Annotated in this window: 26 protein-coding genes and 2 pseudogenes (1 of these 28 only partly in view); 24 read left to right on the top strand and 4 right to left on the bottom strand. The window is 40.7% G+C overall.

Going from position 1 to position 26,268, the window contains the following annotated elements; translation table 11 throughout:
• Positions 1–57: the end of an ISAs1 family transposase gene (locus CLOCL_RS18070; protein WP_014256665.1), read on the top strand. 963 nt of this gene lie to the left of the window's left edge; 57 of the gene's 1,020 nt are visible here — the last part of the coding sequence; its start codon lies off the left edge, out of view; the stop codon is at positions 55–57.
• Positions 58–583: 526 nt separating this feature from the next.
• Positions 584–1,234: a hypothetical protein gene (locus CLOCL_RS18065; RefSeq protein WP_014256664.1), complete on the top strand. Its 651-nt coding sequence runs from the start codon at positions 584–586 to the stop codon at positions 1,232–1,234.
• Positions 1,235–1,448: 214 nt separating this feature from the next.
• Here CLOCL_RS18065 and CLOCL_RS18060 read toward each other — a convergent pair whose 3' ends face one another.
• Positions 1,449–1,700: a transposase gene (locus CLOCL_RS18060; RefSeq protein WP_014256663.1), complete on the bottom strand. Its 252-nt coding sequence runs from the start codon at positions 1,698–1,700 to the stop codon at positions 1,449–1,451.
• Between the two features lie 39 nt (positions 1,701–1,739).
• Between CLOCL_RS18060 and CLOCL_RS21785 the strand changes: the two genes are divergently transcribed.
• From CLOCL_RS21785 to CLOCL_RS18025, 8 genes are all read left to right on the top strand, one after another.
• Positions 1,740–1,988, top strand: a complete 249-nt coding sequence (locus tag CLOCL_RS21785; RefSeq protein ID WP_245532817.1) for a polymorphic toxin type 35 domain-containing protein — start codon at positions 1,740–1,742, stop codon at positions 1,986–1,988.
• A gap of 32 nt (positions 1,989–2,020) precedes the next feature.
• Positions 2,021–2,557, top strand: a complete 537-nt coding sequence (locus CLOCL_RS18055) for a hypothetical protein (RefSeq protein WP_014256662.1) — start codon at positions 2,021–2,023, stop codon at positions 2,555–2,557.
• Positions 2,558–2,965: 408 nt separating this feature from the next.
• Positions 2,966–3,169 carry a hypothetical protein gene (locus CLOCL_RS18050; protein WP_003515965.1) on the top strand — a complete coding sequence of 68 codons (204 nt, stop codon included), beginning with the start codon at positions 2,966–2,968 and terminating at the stop codon, positions 3,167–3,169.
• A gap of 438 nt (positions 3,170–3,607) precedes the next feature.
• Entirely contained in the window at positions 3,608–3,910 is a 303-nt protein-coding gene (locus tag CLOCL_RS18045) for a hypothetical protein (RefSeq protein ID WP_003515967.1), read from the top strand.
• Positions 3,886–4,527: a phosphotransferase enzyme family protein gene (locus CLOCL_RS18040; protein ID WP_306472658.1), complete on the top strand. Its 642-nt coding sequence runs from the start codon at positions 3,886–3,888 to the stop codon at positions 4,525–4,527. Before CLOCL_RS18045 ends, CLOCL_RS18040 begins: the two co-directional genes overlap by 25 nt.
• Before the next feature lie 193 nt (positions 4,528–4,720).
• Positions 4,721–5,497 carry an MBL fold metallo-hydrolase gene (locus CLOCL_RS18035; protein ID WP_003515979.1) on the top strand — a complete coding sequence of 259 codons (777 nt, stop codon included), beginning with the start codon at positions 4,721–4,723 and terminating at the stop codon, positions 5,495–5,497.
• Between the two features lie 417 nt (positions 5,498–5,914).
• The gene (locus CLOCL_RS18030) at positions 5,915–6,589 is read left to right on the top strand and encodes a response regulator transcription factor (protein ID WP_003515981.1); all 675 of its coding nucleotides are present in this window, start codon (positions 5,915–5,917) and stop codon (positions 6,587–6,589) included.
• Positions 6,589–7,596 (top strand): sensor histidine kinase, encoded by a 1,008-nt coding sequence (locus CLOCL_RS18025; protein WP_014256661.1) that lies wholly within the window; start codon positions 6,589–6,591, stop codon positions 7,594–7,596. Before CLOCL_RS18030 ends, CLOCL_RS18025 begins: the two co-directional genes overlap by 1 nt.
• A 12-nt stretch (positions 7,597–7,608) precedes the next feature.
• On the opposite strand, the gene CLOCL_RS18020 is transcribed toward CLOCL_RS18025, so the two are convergent.
• Positions 7,609–10,128, bottom strand: a complete 2,520-nt coding sequence (locus CLOCL_RS18020; RefSeq protein ID WP_003515985.1) for an ABC transporter permease — start codon at positions 10,126–10,128, stop codon at positions 7,609–7,611.
• The gene (locus CLOCL_RS18015; protein WP_003515987.1) at positions 10,125–10,802 is read right to left on the bottom strand and encodes an ABC transporter ATP-binding protein; all 678 of its coding nucleotides are present in this window, start codon (positions 10,800–10,802) and stop codon (positions 10,125–10,127) included. Before CLOCL_RS18015 ends, CLOCL_RS18020 begins: the two co-directional genes overlap by 4 nt.
• A gap of 618 nt (positions 10,803–11,420) precedes the next feature.
• Between CLOCL_RS18015 and CLOCL_RS18010 the strand changes: the two genes are divergently transcribed.
• The 3 genes from CLOCL_RS18010 (at position 11,421) to CLOCL_RS18000 (ending at position 14,107) form a co-directional block, all read left to right on the top strand.
• Positions 11,421–12,956, top strand: a complete 1,536-nt coding sequence (locus CLOCL_RS18010) for an HTH domain-containing protein (RefSeq protein WP_014256660.1) — start codon at positions 11,421–11,423, stop codon at positions 12,954–12,956.
• 301 nt (positions 12,957–13,257) lie between these two features.
• Positions 13,258–13,560: a VRR-NUC domain-containing protein gene (locus CLOCL_RS18005; RefSeq protein WP_014256659.1), complete on the top strand. Its 303-nt coding sequence runs from the start codon at positions 13,258–13,260 to the stop codon at positions 13,558–13,560.
• 91 nt (positions 13,561–13,651) lie between these two features.
• A complete protein-coding gene (locus CLOCL_RS18000) occupies positions 13,652–14,107 on the top strand; it encodes a hypothetical protein (RefSeq protein ID WP_014256658.1) in 456 nt (151 codons plus the stop codon).
• 151 nt (positions 14,108–14,258) lie between these two features.
• Here CLOCL_RS18000 and CLOCL_RS17995 read toward each other — a convergent pair whose 3' ends face one another.
• Positions 14,259–15,176, bottom strand: a complete 918-nt coding sequence (locus CLOCL_RS17995) for an Abi family protein (protein ID WP_014256657.1) — start codon at positions 15,174–15,176, stop codon at positions 14,259–14,261.
• A gap of 301 nt (positions 15,177–15,477) precedes the next feature.
• On the opposite strand from CLOCL_RS17995, the gene CLOCL_RS17990 reads away from it, so the two are divergent.
• The 11 genes and pseudogenes from CLOCL_RS17990 to CLOCL_RS17940 all read left to right on the top strand — a co-directional run bounded on the left by CLOCL_RS17990 (position 15,478) and on the right by CLOCL_RS17940 (position 26,246).
• Entirely contained in the window at positions 15,478–15,708 is a 231-nt protein-coding gene (locus CLOCL_RS17990) for a hypothetical protein (RefSeq protein WP_014256656.1), read from the top strand.
• Positions 15,709–15,894: 186 nt separating this feature from the next.
• A pseudogene (locus CLOCL_RS17985) lies at positions 15,895–16,371 on the top strand (major tail protein); the annotation flags it as partial.
• A complete protein-coding gene (locus CLOCL_RS17980; RefSeq protein ID WP_014256655.1) occupies positions 16,371–16,754 on the top strand; it encodes a hypothetical protein in 384 nt (127 codons plus the stop codon). The pseudogene CLOCL_RS17985 and the gene CLOCL_RS17980, both read left to right, overlap by 1 nt.
• Positions 16,751–16,942, top strand: a complete 192-nt coding sequence (locus CLOCL_RS17975) for a hypothetical protein (protein WP_014256654.1) — start codon at positions 16,751–16,753, stop codon at positions 16,940–16,942. Before CLOCL_RS17980 ends, CLOCL_RS17975 begins: the two co-directional genes overlap by 4 nt.
• A gap of 26 nt (positions 16,943–16,968) precedes the next feature.
• On the top strand, positions 16,969–19,155 hold the full coding sequence (locus tag CLOCL_RS17970; RefSeq protein ID WP_014256653.1) for a phage tail protein: 2,187 nt from the start codon (positions 16,969–16,971) through the stop codon (positions 19,153–19,155).
• A gap of 13 nt (positions 19,156–19,168) precedes the next feature.
• Positions 19,169–19,942, top strand: coding sequence for a distal tail protein Dit (locus CLOCL_RS17965; protein WP_014256652.1), 774 nt, complete (start codon positions 19,169–19,171; stop codon positions 19,940–19,942).
• Between the two features lie 112 nt (positions 19,943–20,054).
• A pseudogene (locus CLOCL_RS17960) lies at positions 20,055–22,577 on the top strand (phage tail spike protein).
• 10 nt (positions 22,578–22,587) lie between these two features.
• Entirely contained in the window at positions 22,588–22,782 is a 195-nt protein-coding gene (locus tag CLOCL_RS17955) for a hypothetical protein (RefSeq protein ID WP_003520677.1), read from the top strand.
• A gap of 67 nt (positions 22,783–22,849) precedes the next feature.
• On the top strand, positions 22,850–23,119 hold the full coding sequence (locus tag CLOCL_RS17950; RefSeq protein ID WP_023062528.1) for a hypothetical protein: 270 nt from the start codon (positions 22,850–22,852) through the stop codon (positions 23,117–23,119).
• Positions 23,120–23,196: 77 nt separating this feature from the next.
• A complete protein-coding gene (locus CLOCL_RS17945; RefSeq protein ID WP_014256649.1) occupies positions 23,197–23,781 on the top strand; it encodes a hypothetical protein in 585 nt (194 codons plus the stop codon).
• Positions 23,778–26,246 (top strand): glycosyl hydrolase family 18 protein, encoded by a 2,469-nt coding sequence (locus tag CLOCL_RS17940; protein ID WP_014256648.1) that lies wholly within the window; start codon positions 23,778–23,780, stop codon positions 26,244–26,246. Before CLOCL_RS17945 ends, CLOCL_RS17940 begins: the two co-directional genes overlap by 4 nt.
• The last annotated feature ends 22 nt before the right edge of the window (positions 26,247–26,268 follow it).

The raw sequence follows: 26,268 nt of genomic DNA, 5'->3' as shown, positions 1-26,268 counted from the left end.
GTAACATTTAAGATGATGCTAATAAAACAAGAAAAGATTTGGCCCCTGATAATCTAGCTGTAGCAAAGAGGATTGTGTTAAATATGGTACGCAGGGAAACTGAAGAATTCCCTAAGTTGAGTGCAAACTTAAAAAGATTAAAGGCATCTTTGGATGTAGAATATAGAACTAGGGTATTTGATATCAACTTTAAGAAATAGCTAATTCTAGCTATTTATGGCAGATAATACTTTTTGTATTACTGGATATTACCTTACGCAGGGGTATCTGGTTTTTTGGCATACCTGTATTAATCTGTCAAAAGTATTGTATCCAGGGCGAATCTAATATCATCATGATATTTCTGGATCCATTTCCTGAAAATATAGCTTATCTTATATTTTTTATGCTGCACAGCATATTTTTAAATATTCTAAGTGAATGTTTTTGGTAGGAAATGGGTTCATGATTTTACCGTAACGTTTATTTTTGTAGGGGTTGAGGAGATGGAATAGATGTGATAAAATGAATAAATAGACTAATCATAATATCATATTATTGACACAATGTTAAATAGGCTTATTTTATAAAGGGGGATAAATAAATGATAAATATTACTAATATAAAAGGTATTTCAAGTAGTTATCCAGAAGAAATTGAAGGAACAAATGAATGGTATTCATGCAGAGAAGGAACAGTTGAATATTGTGACTTATATGAAGCGCAAGAGATATTTAATAACGATGGATTTTTTAAAGGAATGAATTATCACTTAATCCATTATCCTGATGGGGAAGTACATTCACCATTTCAAATCCAAGGGAATGTATATGTTGAAAAACCTATATGGAATAATGGGATATTTAATTTTTTAGTTGTTGATTTTCATGAAAAGCTAATTAAAATTAAAAAATATATCCCAGAAAAACAAAAATTAGAAGTTATTACTGAATTGTCTTTATCAGAAGTTGAAGACTGCTATAACTTAAAGCTTGAAACAACGCCACTTACTCTTGGAAGAAGTGGAAATGATGGCTTCTATGAAATTGTTTGGCCAGAAAAAAAGAAAATTGCAATTGGAAAAACAGAGACAGTATTATTTCGGGATGGGGATAGGTTGTATCTATCTGAATGGTATGAAGATCCCGAATATCATGAAAATGTAATAGTAAGAAACATTCAAACAGGAGAAATAATAGAAAAAAGCGAAGGCTATTTACGTAGACTACCTAATAACGTGTACTGGAAAATCTAAATACAAATTAAATATTTTAAATATCGTTTATTCGGATTGACCCCTTAATTTTGGACAAAAACTCACTAATACTTTCAATATCATAGTATTTTATTTTGGCCTTGTCTGATTTTACATTAATATTTACCTTCATCAAGGGTAAAGGCTACGCCCCGCTAAGGCGGGCCCTTGATTTCAGCTAAATATTAATGTGTAGTTATTTGAGGACAAAATATCAAAGTTTTACTACTAGTAATTTTTTCAATTGTTCATTTTCTTCTTCTAAAGATTTAGCATTAATATTATTGGAATAATTAGAACTTGGAATTAATCCATTTTGCTTCTTTGACTCCCTAACCCAGCGAGTAACAGTGCCAGGAACTAAATCGTGTCTTCTTGCAACTAAAGAAGCATTGCCTGTTTCTTCTACTTCCTTAACAATTTGACGCTTAAATTCTTCTGGATACCTTTTACCTTTCCCTTTCAATTTAGACAACCTCCTATTAATTTTTATTTTACTAAATTAGTGTGCGATTGTCCAAATTGGTTAGGGGGCTTAATAGAACATGATTGGGATAAAATTATTAAGGGAACAATTACATGGGAAAAAGTAAGAGATATAATAGAAAAAGTTATGAAAAAAGGAACAGAAAGCAGATACGGTTCTGCATATAAAAGAGTTTTAAAAGTTGGGAAAGAAACAGTAACAGTAACATTTCAAAAGATAAATGATAGTATATGGAAAATTAGCGATGCATGGGTAAATAAGAAATAAATAGAATATTATTTGAAAGGTTATGATGTACAATGGATTTAGATAAGTTAGAGAGAATTATAAAAAATGAAAAATGGGAAGAACTTATAGGTTTTTTTGATGCTATTAATGAAGATTATTTAAAAACAGTTGAGAAATATGATCTTTTCAGAATTTCTTTTTACACTTGGTATGTTATGGCTGAATGGGGAAGATTATCACCAAAATTAGAAAAATGTTTAAACCAAGCAGAAAATATATTACTAGATGCCTTTAAAATAGCAACTGAGAAATATTCAAATGACGGAGATTATTTGTGGTTTTATGGTTATTTAATTAGTGTTTTTCCGGAACACTTTGTATCAGTATATTCTGATTATTTAAAAGCAGAAAATACAGGAAAACAAATGTTAAATGTGGCTTCACAAATGCAATATACTTTAGCAATTATTTTTAATGAAAAGTTTTCGGAAAAAGATGTTTTGGAAAGTGGGAAAAAAGACTTAGAAAACATATTTGATAAAAGTACAGAAGTATATAATTATTTTATTGAAATGATAGAACTGATAGAGTCTGAGAATAAAAAATAGAATATTTCAAATAGAAAAATATATAATGTTTCTGTTAAAGCAAAGTTATAAGCGTTCATCTTGAATTCATAGGGGGTAAAATTAAAATACTCCCTTATTTTTCTGTGAAAATTTATCACCTTTCTATCAAAACACATGTGGAGTACATAACATTGATGTCAAGAGTGAAAGAGTGTGTACCCAGAAATACTAAAAATCAAGGGAAATATTAAGCTATATTGAAGTTAATAAATTAGGGCGAAACGCTGATGGAAGAATTGTTTTTAGTGCGACCGGCACTTGAACACGAGAAGCAATATGGAGAAATGATAGACCAGTGGAAAGATGTGGCAAGAGATTAAATCCAGGTGCGCTTAGGAGGTTTAGTAATTCACAGCAAAGAAATATAACATATGCAGAGTGGTTGAAATGGATTTAGGAAGACCGCATAGCAGAACAGAACTCTTATTTTTTATAAATGGCGAGATTATTATAGACACTATAAGTATTAGACGCAAAGATGCTAAAAGTATTGACAATGATGGTTATTCGGGATTTGGCATTAGACCGTCCCAAAGGCATAAAGGCTATGCTACAAAGATATTGTCAATGGCTTTGCTGCTTATAGGATAATGCAAAATCAATCCGGTCGTAATAACTTGGAGTAAGGATAAGACAACCAAATCGGAAGGAAGTTTCTGAAACAATACCTTTGGATAGTATTCACAAAAGTGTACTTAAACGGACGCCTAAAAGAATTACAGTTTATTCGTAAAAGTTGTGCCTTATTTACGAACAACCGTAAACTCGGAACACATTTATGAATAACTGTAGCTACAGATATACCGGGAACCTGACCTTTAGTCAAGATTTTTATTCAGCCGATAGGAGCTTCCTGCGACAGTTAGTTCTTTCAATATATTCATAAAATTGGTATAATCATTATATAGGGCCATAGAATCTAATAAGCTACGATGTTCTAAACTTATTAGTAGATGTTAACAAGTTTTAAGCGGACGACGAATCAAATACATTTTATCTGCAAGGTTGGTTGTTTTGGGAGGTATAGTAATGGGAATAAATCACATTATAGAGATACTAAACCAAAATTATAATCTTCATATAAAGAATATTGAGTTATTCCGTGAAGGTGGAAATCTTGCATATGTTGTTTATGGTGAGGACAACAAATTTTTCCTAAAAATAATAAGACCGCCATTCATTGAAAATGCACTATATTCAATCGACATTCAATTGTACCTTATGAAAAATCAATTTCCAGTTATTCCTATTGTACTAGCAAAAAATGATGCTGCTTATGTTGAAACTCATATCATGATGAAAGAAAGATTTTTATATTATATGAGTATATAGAGGGTGAAGAACCTGATCCTGAAAACACTGAAAAAGTAGGCGAGTTAATCGGGAAACTGCACAGGATTATGAAAAATTTTACAGGTGAACTACCTGTTAGGGATAAGTATTTTTTTATTGAGAGATATTTAGAAATTATGAGAATAAAGAAATATGATAAAGTTGATGCCTTTAAAGAGTATGGGGATGAGTTATGGGAAAAAATTAAAAATCTGCCTAGAGGATATTGTCACTGTGACCTTTATCGCGGAAATATCCATCAAGATAGCTCTGGAATATTACGCGTCATGGACTTTGACACATCCTGTATTGCTTTCCCGATGTATGATGTTGCTTTGTTTTGCAATGATACAAATTGGTATAATTTTGAGTATGACGGTTATGAAAAATCAAAAGTTAGGCTTGAGCAGTTTTTAAAAGGCTATTTGAAGTATTACTCATTAAGCAGAGAGGAAATAGCAGCATTTTATGATATGATTGCTGTTTATCATTTTCAGTTGCAGGCAACTATAATGGAAGTATATGGTTATGATTGTGTAGGTGTAGACTATTTTGATAAACAATATGATTGGCTGATCAAATGGAAAGAGCAATGTAAAGCGATGAACAAGCTATAGAAAATAGCATGATATTAAGTTAGCTGAGTTTATCATTTTATGATGTATTTAGGTTTAGAACAGTAAATGGAGGGGTTGATCAGAGTGTTATACTATTTGCTGTTTGAATACATTCATCCCGACAACTTGGCTCTACATATTTATTTGAGTTAGCCTTGTTTAACTGAATAATAAAAGATAAGGAGTGTTTTGTATGGAAAGGAGAGTAAAAGTCAAAAAAATTGATGACTGTGTATGGCTTATGGATGATAATGGTGAGGCGACGGGGTATCTTGTTTGCGGTGAGAAAAAGGCTGTTGTTATTGACACAATGAACGGTATCGCGGATGTTCATGCGGTTGTCAGAGAAATCACCAGTCTTCCGCTTACAGTAGTGAATACACATGGCCATTGTGACCATATTTTCGGTAATGTGTACTTTGATTGCGATTGCTTTTTACATCCCGACGATGCAAAAATTGCCGCCGAGCATATCAAATTTCCTGAATTTGTGGAGCTTTGCCAAAAAAAGAAGGTTGAAATGCCGCCATTTAAGGCAATTAATGATGGCGATGCAATCGACCTTGGTGGGCTTATACTTGAGGTTATTTCGCTACCTGGACATACTCCCGGAGGAATATGCCTGCTTTTAAAAGAAAAGCGAATATTGTTTACCGGTGACAGTATTAATCATCATCTTTGGATGCAATTGAAAGAGAGCCTGCAGCTCAAAACATTTCTCGAAAATCTTAACAGAATTTCATGGGTAACCGAAAACGCGGATAGAATCCTGCACGGTCATGCACAGGATTTTGATGATATTTCGTTGTTTGATGACTTACGGTCTGGTCTCAAAGAACTCATCGAAACACGAGGAAAAGGCGATACAAGATATAGCACAGAGTACAAATGGTTCGGCGGCATCGCAAAAAAATACCCTTTTGGCAGCGACGAAAGCGTTATTTGTTATAATGAGGAAAAACTAGATTAAACTGATTTTTTGATAAATTCAGGCAAGCTTGGGAAAAGGGGCTTGAGATATTGAGGTTTGTAAAATTCAACCGATAGATATGTTTTCCTAGTTCAGTCATGTCGAAACTCTATACTGATGCCGAAATAGTGAAACTATGTTAGCATAGTAGTCTTTAAACCTATTTTAGAGTATAATGAACTTAGAGTGAAATATTAATTGAATTTTTGTAAGAGAAAATTCCACCCATTAAAAAGCGTTTTAGTGGGTGGTGCCTTTTTTTAAATTTGTTTTAAGAAGAGATGGGCAGGGTGTAACCTTATTATAGTGAAGAAAAAACCATATCCAATTCAAGAAAGCTGATATTATGGGAAAGACTACATACATCATTTTGACGGCCCTGTAATGTATTTTTTATGGTTTCCAAGGGGGGATTCAATGAGAATACTGGTGATTGAAGATGACCGAAATATTTCTTTTGTTCTTAAACACTTTTTTTCCGGGCAAGGGCATGAAGTGATATGTTGTTTTAGTTTGGAAGAGGCATATCAATATAACCCAAACAGACAGGATTTTATTATTCTCGATCTCAATCTTCCGGATGGAGATGGCTTTGAATATCTGGCTTATGTCAGATCCTGCGAAATACGGATACCTTTCCTGATCATAACAGTGAGAGATCAGGAAAGTGATATTATTCAAGGTCTGGAGATGGGAGCAGATGATTATTTAACCAAACCTTTTTCATTACCGGTACTGAAAGCCAGAATGGATGCGATTTTAAGACGTGCTGGTTTTGACTGGGATGAAAAAAGGATCAAATGCGGGAATTTGGAGTTGGATAAAGCAACGAAGACAGCCTTTTTGGAAAGCAAAATACTGGATTTAAGTGCGAAGGAGTATGAACTGCTGGAACTCTTTATGGAAAACCAGGGACTGATTTTACCACGCCAAAAAATTATAGATTTGCTTTGGGGTTGGGAACGAGGGGATGTTTATGATAACACTCTGACTGTCACTGTCAAACGTCTCAGAGACAAAATTGCACCATATCAAGACTATATTCAGACCGTCAGGGGGATCGGATATCGTTTGACAGGAGGAGATGAATAGTGGCAAAGGCTTTACAGGCTTTTATATTTCCCACAGCTTGGTTTTTTGGTACATGTGCAGTTCTATATTTTAACCCGCGGTTAGACTGGATTACTATTCTTTGGTTACTTGTGTTGAGCATAATTATAGGATTTGCTCATTATCTTTTACATAAACGTGAAGAAAGAAAATTGCTTGAGGATATCGATCAGCTGATCGATCTGCTGCACTGCCTTGAAGAGCAGGAAGTACGCTTGCCACTAAAAGATGATATTTTTGGAGTTCTGAGGGACGAGATATGTAAAAGCTTGGTTAGTCAAAGGCATATACGTGATGAAGCGGTCAGAGCTAAAGAGCAACTAAAACGCAACATGGGGGATATCACCCATCAGATCAAAACTGCTTTAACAGCAGTACTTCTTCTTTTGGATTTGCTAGAAGCCGATCCGGACCATCCAATGGAATATCAAGAACGCCTGCGCCAGGAAGTCGAACGCCTTTATGAGTTCAGCGACCTGCTTTTAAAACTTTCGTCTTTGGATGCCGGGGCGGTCGATTTAAACAAGGCTTTCTTCATGGCAAAAGAACTGGTGATTGAAGCTGAGATGAGCCTTGAGTACTTGATGAGACAGAAATCTATAAGTATTGAAGTCTCAGGTGATGATTTTACTATTGAAGCTGACCGTGTCTGGCTTTTGCAGGCTCTGATCAATGTGGTGAAAAATGCCGTGGAGGTTTCTCCGCAGGGATCCAAAGTTTACATTTCACTTCAACAAAATGCTGTTTTTCAAAGCATTAAGGTTAGGGATTCCGGTCCGGGGATTGCCCGGGAAGAGCAGCGCAGAATTTTTGAACGTTTTTATAAAAGCAATCCTCAGTCCCCGGGTTTTGGCATAGGTCTTTCACTGGCCCAATCCATTGTCAGACAGCATGGAGGAGAGATTTTGGTCTCATCATCCGGGCAGGGTAGCGAATTTGAATTGCGCTTTTATTTGCAGCCGTGCAAAGAAAAAAGGCTTGTTTGTTAGCAAGCCTTAAAATTATTCTTCATGCAGAGCGGTAATGATGCTTTGTTCTAAGATTCTGCGTATTCCGCTCTTCATGGCTCCCCAGATGCCTAAAATACTGATCAGGAAAAATAAAACAAGGAGTGGATAGTTTATGTTAAGAGCCAACTGCCACGGCGAAAACATAAACTTTTTCCTGGCGGATACGACATAGACACCTCCGGTCAACATCAGCACGTAATAAATAATAACCCGTCTGATTATGAACCAGCTTTCATAATGAAGCATCTTTTTTATCTGATTTTCAGTCATCCCGGCGCTTCTTAGCAGAGCAAAGTCTCTGGTCCGGGTCTGCAGATTGATATGAAAGCTGTTATAGGCGTTGGAAAACCCAATGATCATAAAGAGAATTTGAGTCCCGATAGTTAATAGCAGCTCATTACGGTATTGTTCTTCTTTACTGGCCTGCTCAGTTAATATATTTCTAGTGAAGAAATCGGCCTTGGGAATATATTTGTTTATTGTTTTACGTACTTCTTCTGTTACCTGAAGCAATACCTCCGGATCAGCTTTTATTTTAACACGGTATACCAAGGGATGCTTTTCATCTACCTTGGCATTGCTGAAGAGAAAATCCTCCAGTTTTGTCAGAGATGTAAAAAGGGCGATTTGGTTCGGCGATATGGGATTAAGCTCAAAAGGAAAGTTATCGATCCGGCCTGCAATGGCTAAATCGTAACGTTTCTGGTCCTTGCTATCCAGAACCGTTATTTTGTCAGCAGTATCCCGGGACAGAGGTATATATGTACGGTATTTATAAGCTTTATTGGGGGATTGGGCAGTTTTGTCGAGTAAGAGAAAACCATTCTGTTCCGAACCGTTCAATCCATGTTCCGCTAGTAAAGCCTGGAAATCTGTATCTTGCAGAGCATAAACCGTTACTGTAGGATGATAATCTCTTGCGTTGTCTTTTAGGGAATCCATAAGCTGATCAGAGATAAACCCCTGGTTTTCTGACTGTAAATATTCGAAGTTATAGGAAGTAAAAACATGAACTGCCTCAATCTCAGGAATCTTTTCAAGTTCGTCCAATAAGGATCTTGGTGCTCTCTGAATCGTGTAGAAAGTACTGGTCAGTGTATAAGGTGAATCAGGGGTGTTGTATTTATCTTCCAAGTCTCGCTGTGCTTGGGCGATAAGTACTGTGCTGAAGATCAGAGTAGCCAGGGCCATAGCCAGAGAAAGCCCCCGGAACGTGTGCCGGTAGCTTATGGCATTATCCTTTGCCAATCCGCGGACAGCATTTTGGCCGTGTTTTTCAATGCTTTGGCTTATCCGTCCTTTGAAGGCATAGATACCTTTCAATGATTCAATTATGGAAAGCTTGCTGCTTTGCCTTGCAGGTTTGAGTGCAGCCAACAATATGCAGAGCAGGGCCAGGAAGAATAAAACAATGAAGACTATTGGGTTTGGTGTAACCGGTTTGAATTGATCAGTTCGCTCTGGCTGAAGTATATTTATCGAGTTGAGCCACATGAGATAAAACAACAGATTGGTGCAGAGATACGCTAAAACCAGTCCCAACAGTACAGGCCGCAAACCTAAACGCAAGGCCTTTTCAATCACCAGGCGGTGTACCTGTTCAGGAGTCATGCCGACACTTTTTAATAAGGCAATCTGACGCAGTTCTTGATTGCTCCAGACATTAAAGGAATTATATATCATCACGGCAAAAAGGGCCAACATGCAAATCAACAAGCCAACCCGCAGGCTCCAGTGATCGATAAAATTACGGGAAGGAATCAAACCTGATTTGAAGATAAGTTTGCTTTCCAAATATTCTGTATTGTATTGCAGAAGGCCTTCTTTCAGTAATTCATCTTCATCCTTTCTTCCAAAGTCTCGCAAGATCTGACGCATTGATGAATAAGTGTCCCGCTCGTTTTTAAACCAAATAGTAACGTATACGGCTTCGTCATCGCCATGAAGAAGACTTACTGTATTTTCTTTGGTGAGCTGTCCATAGAATAAGTAATTCTTCTCAAAGCTAAGAAGTTGATCTTTGAAAATACCACATATCCGATACTCCTTATCTCCTAACCTGATGATTTTTCCCAAAGAGTAAGCAGGATTCTCAGCTATGAAAGTTTCTGAGACCAGGATTTCATTGCTCTGTTGTGGCAAACTGCCCTCTAATAACTGGGACTCAATAAAGCCGGAACAGGAGTAAAAAAGCATAGGGCTTTGCAGATAGAGATCTGCATTTGGACGCTGAAAAGGAGCATTTTTTATCCGGATAACCTTAGTAGGCTCCAGTGCTTTAATGTTCGCATTTTCCTGCAATTGCTTGTATTCCTCTTCATTGATGTCGTACAATACAGCATGATAATCACCGAACATTTTCTGATGGTAGTTACGTTGTGCCAGTTCCAGTTCACTGTAGATAAAGAGCAATGTTCCCAGTATAATCACCGCAACAAGAACAGAATAAAAAACAGCCGATGAATGTCTGCGATTTTTAATACTGTTTTTAGCCAGTTCAGAAATGATCATCGTAAATCCTTCCTTTCATGCAGTGTGCCGTCAACCATGAACATAACCCTTTCACAGGAGAGGGCTACCTTTTCATCGTGGGTGACCAATAAAATAGTTGCCTGGAAGCGTTGGTTCACCAGACGGAACAGTGATGTTATTTCCTCAGTGTTTCTTCGATCCAGATTGCCTGTGGGCTCATCAGCTAAAATTATTGCGGGCCGGGTTACCAAACTACGGGCAATAGCCACTCTCTGTTGCTCACCACCCGACAGTTGGGTTGGAAAACGTTTCAACTTATCTCCGATTCCCAATGTTTGAATGATTTCTTCAAAGAAAGTCGGAGCCGGTTTCCTTTGATCCAGCATTAAAGGCAGTAAGATGTTTTTCTCAACCGTTATGTTTGGAATCAGATTAAAAGACTGATAGATTACCCCAATATTTCGCCTGCGAAAAACAGCCATTTCTTTTTCGGCTAAAGATGTAATATCTACATCCTGAATCAGGACTTGGCCCTCAGTCGGTCGGTCCACACCTGCCAACATATGCAGTAAAGTAGATTTTCCGGAGCCACTGTCTCCCATAATAGCAATAAGTTCACCCTTTTCTACAGTTAAATTTACATGATTTAAGGCAAGTACTTGTTCAGCACCAGGATAGATTTTGGTCAGGTCTCGTGTTTTTAAGATTGGCATATATAAATACTCCTTTCATAAGTGTTGTTTTAAGAATAAGGATACGATATTTATGTGACAGGAAAGTGACAAATAGAAAAGTTTGAGTTTATAAAACATGACATATAGTTGTCGTGTTTAGTGCGGTAGAATAAGTCAATAAAGGATGATTATACCTAAATCATTCATACTTTGATATGAAGTATAGCTATAATTCACCTGGTGTAAGAATTTAAGTTTAAAAATATGGGCAGGAGAAATTAAGTGTGGCTTTATGAACAATGAATTAATTTTAAAAGCAGGAATGAGTAATAACTGGAAATGCAGCTCTTGCTATATTGCAAAAACTAATAATAAAGGTTATTTAAGGGTTTCATCAATCTCAAGCATTAACACCGACGGATTAAAAAATATGGAAGGGCAGGTACATTAATTATCTCACTGGTGGTATTGCAGATCCTAATTATTGCATTTTGGAATTTACAACCGTAAAAGCAATTCTTTAGGTAGATAATCAATATGAAGAGATATTGCTGGGAGATAATCAATATGAAGAGGAAATGCTTTAAAATGGTAGAATATAGCTATATAAGGACTTAATTGACAGGGGCGATAACTTGGGTTTGTGGAGGTAAGCGAATGAAAATAGATCGTCTTATCGGAATAATTACCATATTACAACAGAATAAAAAAGTTACAGCTCCTTATCTTGCAAAGAAATTCGAGGTGTCACGCCGGACAATATCCTTAGGCTATTTTGGCTCAGAAGGAGATTTGGAACTGCTGAAAGGTTATATATCCGAAATGGAGTGGGTAAGGAAAACAGGGGTCAAGGCTCTTGGGATTTATGAGCATGGCGGGCGGATGGTATATGTTTCAACGGATGGTGCCATTGAAGCCGGAGGCAACATGGTTGAAGATATCGTGCAGCTTGATAAGTATAAAAGCATAACAACCGATATCCTAATCTTTGAGCCATTGACAAAGGAACAGCTTATTATGCTTGGTGAATGGCTCCTCAGCTATAACGAACCCATAAAAACGGTATCAGTAATGGCCTGGGTGGCCGGGTGCTTTATCAAACCGCATCTAAAAAAATCAGGCATCAAGTTTCCTCATTTATTGCTTGTCGGAGAACAGGGCAGCGGAAAAAGTAATACATTGGAGCGGGTTATCCTGCCGGTATTTTCATGCAGTAAAATCCGCGCGGCTACGCAGGTTACTGCATTTACACTGATGAAGGAATCTGCATCATCGAATCTGATACCACAGTTGATGGATGAGTTCAAGCCTTCAAAGATAGATAAGTTAAGGCTAAATGCCTTATACAACCATCTTCGAGATGCATATGACGGCCATGAAGGTGTCCGCGGTAGGGCGGATCAAAGTGCTGTTACTTATGAACTGTTGGCGCCTATTATTGTAGCTGGTGAGGAATCGCCGGATGAAGCGGCCATCAGAGAACGGAGCATAGAATTGCTATTCAGCAAGAAGGACTTAAAACCAGCCAGCCATAGACAAGCATTTTATAAGCTGTGTGCAAAAGCGGATCTGCTTGGCAGCTTCGGTCGGAGCCTGCTGGATACAGCACTCAGAGTATCGGTTGCTGAGGCAGAGAAGTGGTATGAGGAAGCAAAGTCAGAGATATCTGATGAGTTTCCATCTCGTATCGTCAATAATCTCGCCTGTTGCTATGCCGGACTGAGCCTAGTAAACAAACTATGTGAGTTCCTTAATGTTACATGGTCTGAAGTGTTTCCCATTAACAAAGTGACATGTATTCGATATCTTCAAAACGGTGTGCAGGAGTACTTGCTGGATGGCGGCAGCAATAACAAGACCATTGTAGAACAGACGCTGGAAATCATGGCCCGGATGAAACTGGCTCCGAATCAAGACTACACTTTTGATAAAGATGGCAAGGTTATCGGGATTCGTTTCTGTGATGTATATGACCGCTATACCAAGTACAGACGCGATTATGCAATCACAGGTGAATGTCTTCCATATAACCAGTTTTTGAAGCAATTGAGGCAAAGTGACTTTTTTATAGAGAGCAATAAAACGATGCGTTTCGGGAATGAAACAAAAAAAGCGTGGGCTCTTGATTTCTCAATACTGAAAGAGCGATGCGATGTGAGCGGCTTTGAAATCACAGATATTGAGCCTCTTTAGTATTGAAAAAGGTAACAAGGTAACAAAAAGGTAACACCCGAAACGCTGATGAATAGCCACTTGTTACCTATGTTACCTTTGTTACCTCAACTTTATATATACGCGCGAGAGATGAAATTATTTTTTGAAAAATAAAAAATAAAAAAATATAAATATTTGTGTCTATACCTACCCCAAAAAAGAGGTAACAAGGTAACAAAATCCGCAAATGCGCTTGTAAAGCGGGTTTGAGAAGTTACCTTTTTAGAAATACCGGGGTAACAAGAGGGGAAAAGGTAACATTTTTGGAGGATAAGCGGTTATGTCTGAAAAGAGTATTGTGACTAAAATCCTGCGGTACTTAAAGACAGTACCGGGGTGTTTCTGTTGGAAGGAACATGGCGGTATGTACGGGACAGCAGGAATACCAGACATTATTGCCTGTGTAAATGGGCGGTTTATAGCTTTTGAAGTAAAAACCCCATCGGGAAAGACAACAAAACTGCAGGAAGCAACCATCAAAAAAATCCTCAATGCCGGAGGAGTGGCAGCGGTTGTCCATTCGGTAGATGAGGTGAAGGTTATTCTGGAAAAGCATGGCCTTCTGCAAAGAACGAAGATATAACGAACAAGGAAACAAGCACTGCAAAGCAACGAAAAAAAGCACACTGCTTCAAAGATCAAGGTTTTTTATCTTGATTTTTTGGAGGTGCGATATGCTGATTGCATGGCAGTATTTAGATAAAAAAGCGGCTGCTGTTGAAGCTTTGAAAGATTACAGCAGCATGCAGTACATTATCGAACACAGTGATGAGGATATATATGAAATTGAAACCCGTATGACAAGCCCTCATAGTGCAAAGAATACCGGAGTTCCGGGCAAACACAATCCCAAAAGCGGCGAAGAACGCCTTGCTGCTTGCCTTGACGAGATTGATGTGTTGAAAGAATGTTACAGACGGGCATTAGAATATATGGAGTGGTTCAAGCCTGCTTGGGAAGCCCTGTCGGAGGAAGAACAGTTTATACTGACAGAATTTTTTGTTAATGATGTGAGCAAGACAGAAGCTGTAGCAAACATCGGAGAGAAGCTGTTTCTTGAAAGAGCACAGGTGTACCGCAGGAAGGACAAGGCGCTTAATCATCTGGCACTGCTTTTATACGGGAAGTAGTTTAAGATAACATTAGCTGCATGTTAAATAGGAAACCCACTTAGATAGAACGAACTACCTAAGTGGGTATTTTTAATGGCCTACTGTATTGCGCTTAAAATAAGCTCGTAGGATCTATTATTTATTAATATGCTTTGTTAGTATGAATTTATTACAGTATTTCTTGCCAATTTTCGGGGAATCCATAATGCTTAAAGTCAACCAAAGGATATTGTTCTTTTATCTGAGTTATGTGTTCAACAACAAGCTTAAAGTCTTGAGGAAGAGTGATTGATTTAAGTACTAATATGTATGAAAACAATTTATCGTAAACTTTATGACCGTTTTCGACTCGGAGAAGGTTTTTTTCCTTTTTTGAAAGCCAAGGTTTTCTAGTAAATAGACGGTTGTACAAGCGTCCACCGTGCGCACAAATATTTCTCAGAATGGTAATACAATGTAATAAATTTTCAACTATCTTATGTCTATTATTCGATGTAAAGCCCAAATGGAGAGCTATAGTTTTTCGCAATTCTTCGTCTAAAATCGTATATAGTTTAGAGGCATCAGATATAGTGAGAACCTCGACATAAACCCAAAATGGTAGAATATCATTTTTATTTTCTTTATGATGTTTTAGAAACAATTCTGATTCAGTCATTGCATTTTTTTGATTATCAGCTTTTCTCGCTATGTAAAGGTAATTTTCAATTATCGGTAGATCGATTTTACCGTTATTAGTACAGCAGAAATTATTTATATCTAGATAACCTAAAGGGCCATATTTTTCGCTATGGAAGTAAGCAATCATTGATTTTATTCGAACTTCAACTGCTTCAATAACCGATAACATTATATGTCGCATACGTCGATCGGCTTCATATATTTGTATCAATGTTTCTAATGAAGCACTCTCAAAAAAAGTATCGTTTTGACGTAGCGTTAAAGAGTATCCGCTTATTCGATAATAGTTGTTGTTTAACAGAAACTCTTTCGCTTTTTCATATTGATCATCGTTAATAGTCAGTTTCCTCTTTTTCAATAACTTTATCTGATCATCAATTGATAAGAATGGTTTTACGGTATCCATATTTTTCTCCTTAAATGCAAAAAGCCCACTAAGTGTGCATGTCAACGACAGAGGCCTGTGGGATTTGTTAGTATTATATTACACCATGGCACATGATTTGTCAATACTTTGCGAAATGCTTTCAAAGAATTTGATTATATAAATATTTTATAGTGTGCATAGAAAGAAGTCAATTATGCATGAGATTTTTATGAGATGTAAAACACAGGTATCCCATATATAATGATATCGTGAAAAAATGACATTAAAACGCATAAGCCCTTCGGGGCTTTTTTATGCAATAAAACAGGAGTGAGGAAAGATGTACGATAATTGTTTTGGCAGTAACGGAAGGAATGGCTGTAATATCCTGACTGTACACAAGTGTCAGCAAGATAAATGTTCCTTCTATAAAAGTACCCAAGAGTTAGAGGAAGATAGAAAAAAGGCTTATCTTTTGCTTGCAGCTTTACCACCCGATATGCAGCGGTATATCTCCGATAAGTATTATAACGGCAGGATGCCATGGGCAAAAAGTAAATGTTCTGTTTAGTATTCCAGATGAGATTTTTATGAGATGAAATTCAGTAAAAAACCAAATATAATGGTATTGTGAAAAGTTATGGATAAGCCTTCATGGGATGAACCTGTGAGGGCTTTTTTTATACCCGTAAAGGAGGTGGCCAGATGCCAAGAAAACCAAAAAGGCCTTGCTCCTTTCCCGGCTGTCCTGAACTGACTGGCCGAAGCGACGCTTTATGCCGATGACGGAGCGGCAGAAGTGGTCAAGGAATTTCAAAGCGGTACCTTATCTCTTGGAGTTGCAGACATCGGTGTTGCTGCTGCAGAGGTTTTGACGGGAGCTACCCTTGACGACAACAAGGTGCTTATTTCCGCAAGCGAGGACGGAGGCGCTCCGGTGGCAATCGGGTTCAGGGCAAAGAAAGCCAACGGCAAGTACAGGTATTTTTGGCTTTACAGAGTAAAATTCGGCATCCCGGCGGCAAACCTGCAAACGAAGGGCGACAGCATCACATTTTCCACGCCAACTATTGAAGGGACAGTCATGAGACGTAACAAACCAGATGGCCAAGGAAAGCATCCGTGGAAGGCAGAGGTCAGCGAAGACGATCCCGGCGTATTGCCCGCCACTATTACCGGCTGGTATACGGAAGTTTATGAGCCTGTCTTTGCCGTGGGAGGAGGCGGCGAATAATGCAGGGTACGGACAGAAGCGCAAGCATCAGCATCGGCGGCGAGAAATATCAGCTTATTCTAACCACCAGAGCGACAAAGGAAATCGCTAAAAGGTACGGCGGACTTGAAAATCTCGGCGCCAAACTGATGAAAACCGAGAACTTCGAGATGGCGCTGGACGAAGTGGTATGGCTGATTACGCTGCTGGCTAACCAGAGCATTTTGATACACAACCTCAAAAATCAGGATAAGCGTGAACTCCTGACTGAAGAGACAGTGGAACTTCTCACATCTCCTTTGGAACTGGCAGCATATAAAGACGCTATCATGGAAGCAATGTTCAAAGGTACCAAAAGAAATGTTGAAAGTGAGGATGACTTAAAAAACACACAGGCCGGGTGAGCGATGAAGAATTGTTCACTCGGCTTTTGTATTACGGCACTGTCCAGCTAAACCGTACAGAAGAGGAAGTATGGCTAATGCCTATTGGGTACCTGCTTGACTTGTGGGAGTGCCACAAGCAGTTCTTAGGTATTTCCAAACCGAAGCGGGAGCTGACCATAGATGAAGTGATACCTTATGGAATTTAAAAATTTTGCAGGAAGGAGGCGGTTATGTGGCAGACAATTTTGGCCTGAAGATCGGGATTGAAGGCGAAAAGGAATTTAAGAACGCCATCCGGGAAATCAACCAAAGCTTCAAGGTGCTGGGCAGTGAGATGAACCTTGTCGCATCCCAGTTTGACAAGCAGGATAAATCAGTTGAAGCTGTCGCTGCGCGAAACAGGGTGCTTAGCAAAGAGATCGACTCGCAGAAAGAAAAAATTGCCACATTGGAGAAAGCGCTTGCCAACGCCGCCTCCTCTTTCGGGGAGACCGACAGACGTACTCAGTCGTGGCAAATACAGCTTAATAATGCAAAAGCCGAACTGAATAAAATGGAGCGCGAGCTCGAACAGTCTGCTGAAAGTGCAGACGAGCTTGGGGACGAATTGAAGGAAAGTGGAGACAATGCCGAAAAATCCAGCTCGAAATTTGAGAAGCTGGGCAGCGTTCTTAAAGGTGTTGGCGCGGCTATGGGTGCTGCAGCGGCCGCAGCGGGCGCGGCTGCCATCAAGCTGGGGAAAGAGGTCGTGGAGCAGTTTGGTGAGCTTGAGCAGAACCTTGGCGGTTCTGAAGCTGTGTTTGGAGAATATGCTGCACGTATCCAAAAAACGGGAGAAGAAGCCTACAAGAATCTGGGCTTGTCCCAATCCGAGTACCTTGCCACCGCCAACAAAATGGGCGCACTGTTTCAGGGTGCTGGTGTCGATCAGCAAAAAAGTCTGGAGCTTACTGAGAAGGCCATGCAGCGAGCGGCAGATATGGCTTCGGTTATGGGTATTGACATGCAGACTGCTATGGAATCCATCGCTGGCGCAGCCAAGGGTAACTTCACCATGATGGATAATCTGGGTGTCGCCATGAACGCCACTACCATCGAAGCTTATGCTCTTGCAAAAGGGCTGGATTTTGCCTGGAATAGCGCAACCAATGCCGAAAAGGCCGAGATCGCCATGCAGATGTTTTTTGAAAAAACCGAACAGTATGCTGGCAACTTCGCAAGAGAGTCTACCCAGACCATCAGCGGTTCCATTGGTCTTTTACAAGCCTCTCTAAGTTCGTTTATAGCAGGACTTGGCAATGCGAACGCTGATATGACGAACCTAACACAAAATCTTGTGGATGCCTTTCAGGCTGTAGTTAAAAATATCGTACCGGTTTTGGAAAATATAGTGGCTGCTCTGCCGGAGGCAACCGGTGCGATTATCTCAGCAGTCAAAGATCTGCTTCCCGTGCTGTTGCAAACTGTAACTGAATTGTTCTCTCAGGTGCTTCAAACTCTCTTGAGCCTGCTGCCGGAGCTGATTCCAGCAGCAGTAGATGCGGTCATGACCATTGTCGGAGCACTCATTGATAACCTGCCTTTACTCATTGATGCAGCGGTGCAGCTAATCACAGCGTTGGTAATGGGGCTTGGAGAAGCATTACCTGAGCTAATTCCAGCAGCGGTTCAAGCAGTGATCACCATTGTGCAAGGGCTGCTGGATAATATGGACAAAATCCTTGAAGCTGCTTTTACATTGATTCAGGGACTGGCGCAGGGACTTTTAAATGCATTGCCAGAACTAATTGAAGCACTGCCGAGGATAATTACAACAATCATTGACTTTGTGACGAACAATATGCCGAAAATCATAGAATTGGGAATTACGCTTATCGTACAGCTTGCTGCCGGGCTTGTGAAAGCCATTCCAGAACTAGTAAAGTCTTTACCTCAGATTGTTGCGGCTATTATAGAAGGCTTGGGCAAGGCGGTTGTTTCAGTGGTTGAGATTGGTAAGAACATTGTAAAAGGCATCTGGGAAGGTATTAAAAGCCTTGGTAGCTGGATTAAGGATAAGGTTTCCGGTTTCTTTTCCGGTATTGTTGATGGAGTAAAGAATTTTCTTGGAATCAGATCTCCGTCCACTGTTTTTGAAGGTATTGGCGGCAATATGGCACTGGGTATTGGTGAGGGATTTGACAAGGCTATGGCCAGAGTGGCAGACGATATGCAAAATGCAGTGCCGACAGATTTTAATATATCTCCTGATATTAGTGTAAGTGGAAGAGGTGGATTTAGCGATTTAGCTTCTGGGCCGCTTGTTGTGGTGCAGCAGATGATTGTTCGTGGTGAAGAAGACATACGTAGGATTTCACAGGAGTTATATAACCTGATGCAGACAGGTTCAAGGGCGCAGGGACGTTTTATAACAGCGTAATGGAGGGAAGCATATGGGATTTATCTACAATGGAATATCGTCGCAAAGTATGAAAATACGAGCAAGACTTACCAAATGGCAGGTCTCCCCTGCCCTGCGCAATTCCTTTGAAACTGTGCCGGGCAAAGCAGGTATTGCAGATTTTGGCTGCGATATATCAGAACGAAACATAATAATTAGCTGTAGTGTGCTTCCCCAGCGCAGTTTTGCTGAGCTTGTATCGGTTCTTGATAATGTTGCAGAATGGTTAAATCCGGAAAACGGGCTTAAACAACTTGTTATAGATGATTTGCCCGACCGATATTTCATGGCTCGCTTATCAGAAGCGGTTGACTGTGAGCGGATATTGCGGACAGCGGGCAGCTTTGAACTTCGGTTTGTTTGTCCCGACCCGTATGCTTATGCGTTAGAAGATGAGATATTTGTTCTTTCTGAAACAGGTCTGCATGAGCTGGAGAGGGTTAAAGGAAATGCGGATTCCAATCCGGTTTATCTCTTGAAGGGTTTGATATCAACGTCCTCATCAAGCTATATTTCGCTTATTACAAACGGCGAGGAATTGCTAATTGTTGGCTCATTATCTGAAGGTGAAACTCTGATTGTCGACTCCGGCATGGTAACAGCTAAGGTTATTGATGAAACAGGCCGAACCTTGAGAAATGGCCTTCCCAGCCTGCAGGATCTGAATTTTCCAATTCTCAGGAAAGGTGTTAATCATATTGAGATTGCCGCAGAAAACGCGACCTTTACTGAGTTAAAAATACAGGCAAAAAGCAGATGGAGATAAACTCCGGGGACCCCGCAAAGTCGTAAGACTTTGTGGGGAGAGGAGGAACAACGGATTGGAGCGAATGTCCGCCGACAGGCGGGCGTAGCAGAAAGGAGTTTGTGACGACGATATGGCGATAAAATCAATCCTGACAAACCAAGAGGATTTTACCGGTGAGTTTCCTGTAACATCAAGGACGTCTGCTTTATGGCGATTTAATGAAAAAACACCAGACGAAAATCTTCAGCTTATAGACTCATCGGGACATGGCAGACATTTTACCATCTCCGGCTGGTCAGGGACATCGGCAAACCTTATTGCTGGAAGATTCGGAAGATACTTCAGGCAAAATATTGTTAATCCGACTTCTGAAAAGACCCATCTTATAGCAGAAAATGATGGGAGTTTCTTTAGCAATCTGGGCGAAAAGATTGTTGTAGGCGGTTGGATTAATCCTACCACCTATTCGGTCGGCCAGACATATATACCCATATTCAATACCCGCCAAGGACCAGGTCAGCCAATTTTTTATGTTTCACTTTATCAAGGGAGACTTAGGCTTATGTTGTATAACTCCTCCGGCACACTAATCTACGACCAGAGTGAAACAGCTACCATTACCTTGAAAAACGGCGGCTGGTATTTTATCGCCTCCATCATTGAAGTAAGCAACAAAAAGGTACAGAACATCATATGCGATCGCAGCGACGGGGCAACCTGGGTGTCGCCTGTGCGTTCCTTTTCGGGAGAGCTGAATCGGGAATGTATAGCAGACATTATTATGGGGATGCATGCAAATACCTACTACTATGCCGGAGGCTTCGACGACTGGTTTCTGGAAACGGACTCACAGCTTACAGCTGATGATTTGCTGTTATATTTTAAGTCGTCTTTACATGCAAACGGTGGGGATGCGGCTTCGGATGTAGATGCTTTGGCAGAGCCTGGCTCAGTCACCCTTAAAGCAACAGATGGCGAGTATCCTGCAAGTGGCGTACTTTATACAAGGGCGGTTCCATGTGCATTATCGGGCAGCGGTCGTGTAGCTGTGACAAGCGAATATACTGCAGGTGTTACTTCAGTGTCTCTAGTAGAGACCAGCACAAGCGATGATCTTGAAGAATGGTCTGCATGGCAGGCTGTGGGAACCAGCGGTGAACTTCAATCGCCAAATCGGCAATATATAAGGTTCCGTGTTACCCTTACCAGCAGCGATCCGTTGAGGACGCCAAAACTTCTGGAAATACAGCTTCATGATATACCGAAAGCGCCCTATGAGAAATTAGGCTTTGCCCGTCCTGTGATTTTGGACAAAAACTGAGCATGGGAAGCTGTTCTTGAAAATGCCTTTGATATCATTGTCACTGGTGAGGTGAACGGCGCGGATACGCTGGAATTCAAGCTTCCGTTCCATGATCCAAAAAGAAGCACACTGGAAAATGAAAAACAAGTGCAAATCGTAAATGACATTTACCGGATCCGAATCTTAACGGACAATAAAAGCGAAGATGGGCGTGTTATTACGCAAGTATATGCTGAAGCGGTATTTTACGATCTGTCTTTCAGTGCGGAAAAAGAACCTAGAGAATTCAATGCAGATACTGCAGATGTTCCGATGCAATATGCACTTTTGGGTACAGGTTGGACAGTAGGAAATGTTACTGTCACTACGAAACGGACATGGCAGTGTACAGAAAAAAATGCCTTATCCATCCTTCGCACTGTACAGAATATTTATGGCGGCGATCTGGTGTTTGACAGCGCCAACCGCCAGGTACACCTTTTGACTTTTAGTGGTACTGATAGCGGAGCGCTTTTTTCATATAGAAAGAACCTGAAAAGCATCCAGCGGGTAGTCGATACACGTGAATTAGTGACAAGGCTCTATGCTTATGGAAAGGACGGATTGACATTCGCTTCAATTAATGGAGGTAAGGAATACGTGGAAGATTACACTTTTTCCAGTGAAGTGAGGGTGTCGACGCTTGATTGTTCGTCGTTTACGAATCCATATCAGATGCTGGAATATGCAAAAATGCGGCTTGCAGAATATTCGAAGCCTCGCGTGTCATATGTGCTGTCTGCTATGGATTTATCTGCGCTGACCGGTTATGAGCACGAAGCATGGAAACTGGGTGATATTGTTACAGTGGACGATAAAGAACTAGGCCTTTTGGTAAAAACACGTGTTGTGCGAAGGCAGTATAACTTGCAGGAACCTTGGAAAACAGTGATCGAGCTTTCAACTAAACTGCGGGAACTCGGCGATTCTTCAGCACAGTGGGACAAGGCAGCGGATGCGCTGTCCTCAGCAGAGTTGATAAACCGTCAGGAAATTAAAGATATGGTGCCATTCAACCATCTGCGCAATTCCAGAGCGGATGATGGTTTTGCCTACTGGGTCAATTCCGGCTTTGAAGTGGATACTGAGAATGGTGTTTCGGGAACTGCTTCCTTCAAGGCTGTTGGTGTACCTGGTATGACAAAGAGTCTGTCACAGACGGTATACCCAGCAACACGTAAAAGTTATACATTTTCAGCGCAGATTGCTTCCGAAAACCTTGAAAAGGGCGAAAACGGCCAAGTTGGTGTTGAGATAGTCATTGAATACGAGGACGGTACAACAGAAACAAGATTTATAGACCTGATTTGAGGGTGATGATATGGCATATTTCAATCAGATTGCACACAGTATTTCTCCCAAAAGTATCAGCAGAGTCAAATCTATCACCATCAGGCTGTGCGTCACTGACTGCACCGGCACAGTGTACTTTACAGACTTATTGCTTCAGGGCGGTTCAGTTTCCACTGGATGGATCGGGCATGTATGCGAAATTCAGTGGACATTGGACGGATAAATAGGAGCAGGAGGTATTAATATGGTATAATTTGTTTGATTTATATTTTTGAAAGGATGTGCCGAAGTTGGATAATAATAAAATTAAACAGTTTCCAATAACATATTCACAACGCCGAAAAAACTCCCTTGGACCATTGCATGTAGAATGTCAAATCTCTGGGAGGTATTTAAAGTTTTACAAAAACTCATCGATGTTACAAGGTGGCGAATTCATTACTCTGGATGTAATGGCGACGCCTACTGAAGATGGGAAAGCATCAAAAAAGATATGTCAAATGATTGTAACGAGAGAAGATTTAATAGAAGCTTTAAATAATATAACTCCTAAAGAATAAGGCATTGTAAAAAATTAATCCAGTTTTGTTATAAGAGATCGCATCAGCGGTCTTTTTTTTTATCTGGAGTGTTGACGATGGCAAAAAACAGCTTTATCAGGTTCGCAGAAACGTTAATGATTAAGAAAGAAATGCGCGTGGTCAGTATCACAGTTCGTCTGATGATCACAGATTGTACCGGAACTATATATTTCACCGACCTGCAGCTTCAGGATGGAGATCAGTTGACAGGCTATACCGTCCACACGAGCAAAATGCTAAAGAAAATGCAGGAAAACGGGCAGCCAGTTCCGCCCCGGCATTATAACGGTGTGGTGCGAACAGCGGAGACTGTAGTCTTATTCAACCTGGGCAAAACTTCTGTTGGTCTTGACTGCTATATCTATCCTATACAGGATATGGCCGCAGGAAGTATTGAAATGTCCCAAGGTATGGGCGCGCATAAGGTAAAGTTCCTTGACCCGGTTAATGCAGGCGATGAGCTGACACTCAAGGCTTCCACCCGCCAATGCCTAAAAAACGGAAGTCAGACTCCTAAGGATGGGTTTTATCAATACTCTGCGGCATGGGATAGCAAACATATGGTGAAGCTGGAAGAGAGAAAATCGGCGCGGGTACTCTTTGAATTTCAGGAGATGCAAGAGGGCGGTGATCGGTTGTGAGGGATTTCTTAAAAGGCAAACGGTGCATGGTGTGGAGTTTTATGGGTAATGCCCGAATGTATGAAGCGCTTAGAGACTACGGCGACCGCTTTGATACGGTAGGCATTTTTACTTTTGAGGTTGACGCAACAGGCACAATCACTGAAACCGGTACCAGCATCAGCAGCATGCTTCCGTATATTCAGAAATGGCCGCACATTAAGTGGCTGCTCACAATTATGAATCATGGAATAGCCAATATTTTTACTGCACTTCGCAACAACGAAAACGGTGCAAAGGATAAGTTTCTTACTGAAATCATCCGAATAATGAACAAGTATCCATGGTGCGCTGGGGTAGATATTGACCTGGAGCGCGGTGGCGGTTATGAAAACAAGGATGCGGCGAATGCTTTATTTAGGGATATATACAATACAGTTAAGTCTTATGATGCAACAAAGCTTGTCAACATCTGCCTGCCGGGTATGACCGGCGTTCAAGGCTCAGTGGGCGGTGAAAACTGGTGTGTTTATGCCGATCTTAACGACTATTGCGATACCGCCGCCATCATGAGCTACGGCATGGCATGGGCGGGCTCTGCTCCCGGCCCAGTATCTCCTCGTGACTGGCTTGAGGGCATATATGATTATGCTGTTTCCGTTATGTCACCCGACAAGATATTCATGGGGTTGCCTGCTTATGGCTGGAACTGGAGGATTCATGATACACCTGAAAACCTTGGAATAACCTATCGAGGAGTGTCTAATACCTACTATGCGGCAAAATACTGGATGACTGGGGTTTACAATTTCACAGGCGATGCACCGCCTCAGCCGTTTATTCCAATTGTGGCTTACTGGGATGACTATAACAAAGTACCTTGGGCTCTTCCTCATGTATATGATTATATGGAAGGATGGGATGCTGTATCCTGGGAATATCCGCTGCTAAAAGGGGTTTATAACAGGCGAAGATATTTGACAAGCTATGGCAAGGAGCAGAAAGCGGAGTTCGGAACCATTTATATTGACAGGAACGGAGTTCCGGATAAATACGAAGGAAATGTCATTATTACTGATGAGATGGCCTCACTTGGAGATGACCAGGCGTCAGCAGAGTACCGTTTTGAGATAACAGAAGCGGGATATTACGATATTGCAGTACAGCTTTGCTTTCCTTACTGGGACAAAAATGCGATTATCGTTTCCCTTGATGGTGAATCAAAGACTTTCAGCGAGAACCGTTTATGGTGGCCATACTGGAGAAGAGTTTGCTGGTTGACACTTGCAAAAGGTGTATTTCTCCAAGAGGGAACGCATGCTGTCAGCATAAACGGTGGTGTGCCGGGAGTCCAGTTTTACGGTTTTAGGGTTTGCAGTGGATTTTCGGAGTATCCCTTTGCCGGTGAAGCCAGCTTTATGCTCTCTCCTCGTCGGTTCAAGGATGTAAATGGTGTGATGGTTGAGCCGGATCGAGGTTTTAAACTGACCTTTGAAATGTTGCGAAGAAAACCCGACTCGGCGCTTATTTGGTATGAAGATTTTCGGGACAGGAACATCCTGCCTGAAAATTACTGGACTGTGTTGGACGGCGAATGGGATGTTTGGCAGGACCCAGACAGCACAGAAAGTCGCCCATATTCCCAGCTTGAGGGATATGGCAAACTTGCATGGAAATACGACGGATTTTCCGACGTGCATATTCGGGCAAGGCTGGCCTTCCCTCAAAATAGCAGTGGACGGGCTGGGGTGTTCCTTGGGGATATTTTCTGCTGCTTAAACTATGACACGCAAAGAGTCGAGCTTTATCAAGGTAATTCCTTGCTTGGTAGCTATTCCACCAGTTTCTCAAAAACTGTAGATGCCGATCTTCGTGCTAATCCGAATATGTATACTATAGAGATGCGAAAACGCGGCAATAAAGTAAGAGTATATTCTGGTGCAGCTTCAACCCTGCGTTTCACAGTGAATGTAATCGGTGGTAGTGGTTATGCAGGGTACTGCTCGGACAACCGGACGGTATGCGAGCTGCTGCGGCTGGGCGATGCGTGGGTATATGAACCATACGAGCGTTTTGATGTGGAACTCCCGGATGGAACTATAACCAGCTTTGGCAGGCTTGCTCGCACTGGTGTCACGTGGGATGATGAATTTCAGGTGTTTTCAGTAAATAGCGATGTGGAGGAATCGATAACTCGCAGTGAGGACATTTCGATGGATTATGACTTCTTCCACTCACAACTTTTGGCTCTTTCTTGCGGTAATGACTATGAAGTAAAGATTATACCGAAAGACATCAATATTTGGATATCCCGTCTCTTCCTCGGAGATGCAGATGGTTTTTCTATTCTGTATTATCAGGATGTGGACAGCCTTGTTTACTGGGCAAACGAAGCGGCTTATCGATGGAAACTGCGAGGTATAGCCATCTGGTCTCTTGGGCAGGAGGATATGCGGTTGTGGGAGGCGCTTCCGAAGCAAATATAGATTAGAAGTTTTAATTTTCAGC

This window comes from Acetivibrio clariflavus DSM 19732 (assembly GCF_000237085.1).
Classification (GTDB): domain Bacteria; phylum Bacillota; class Clostridia; order Acetivibrionales; family Acetivibrionaceae; genus Acetivibrio; species Acetivibrio clariflavus.
The sequence above is the reverse complement of the archived record's forward strand: the minus strand, read 5'-3'. Positions and strand labels throughout refer to the sequence as shown.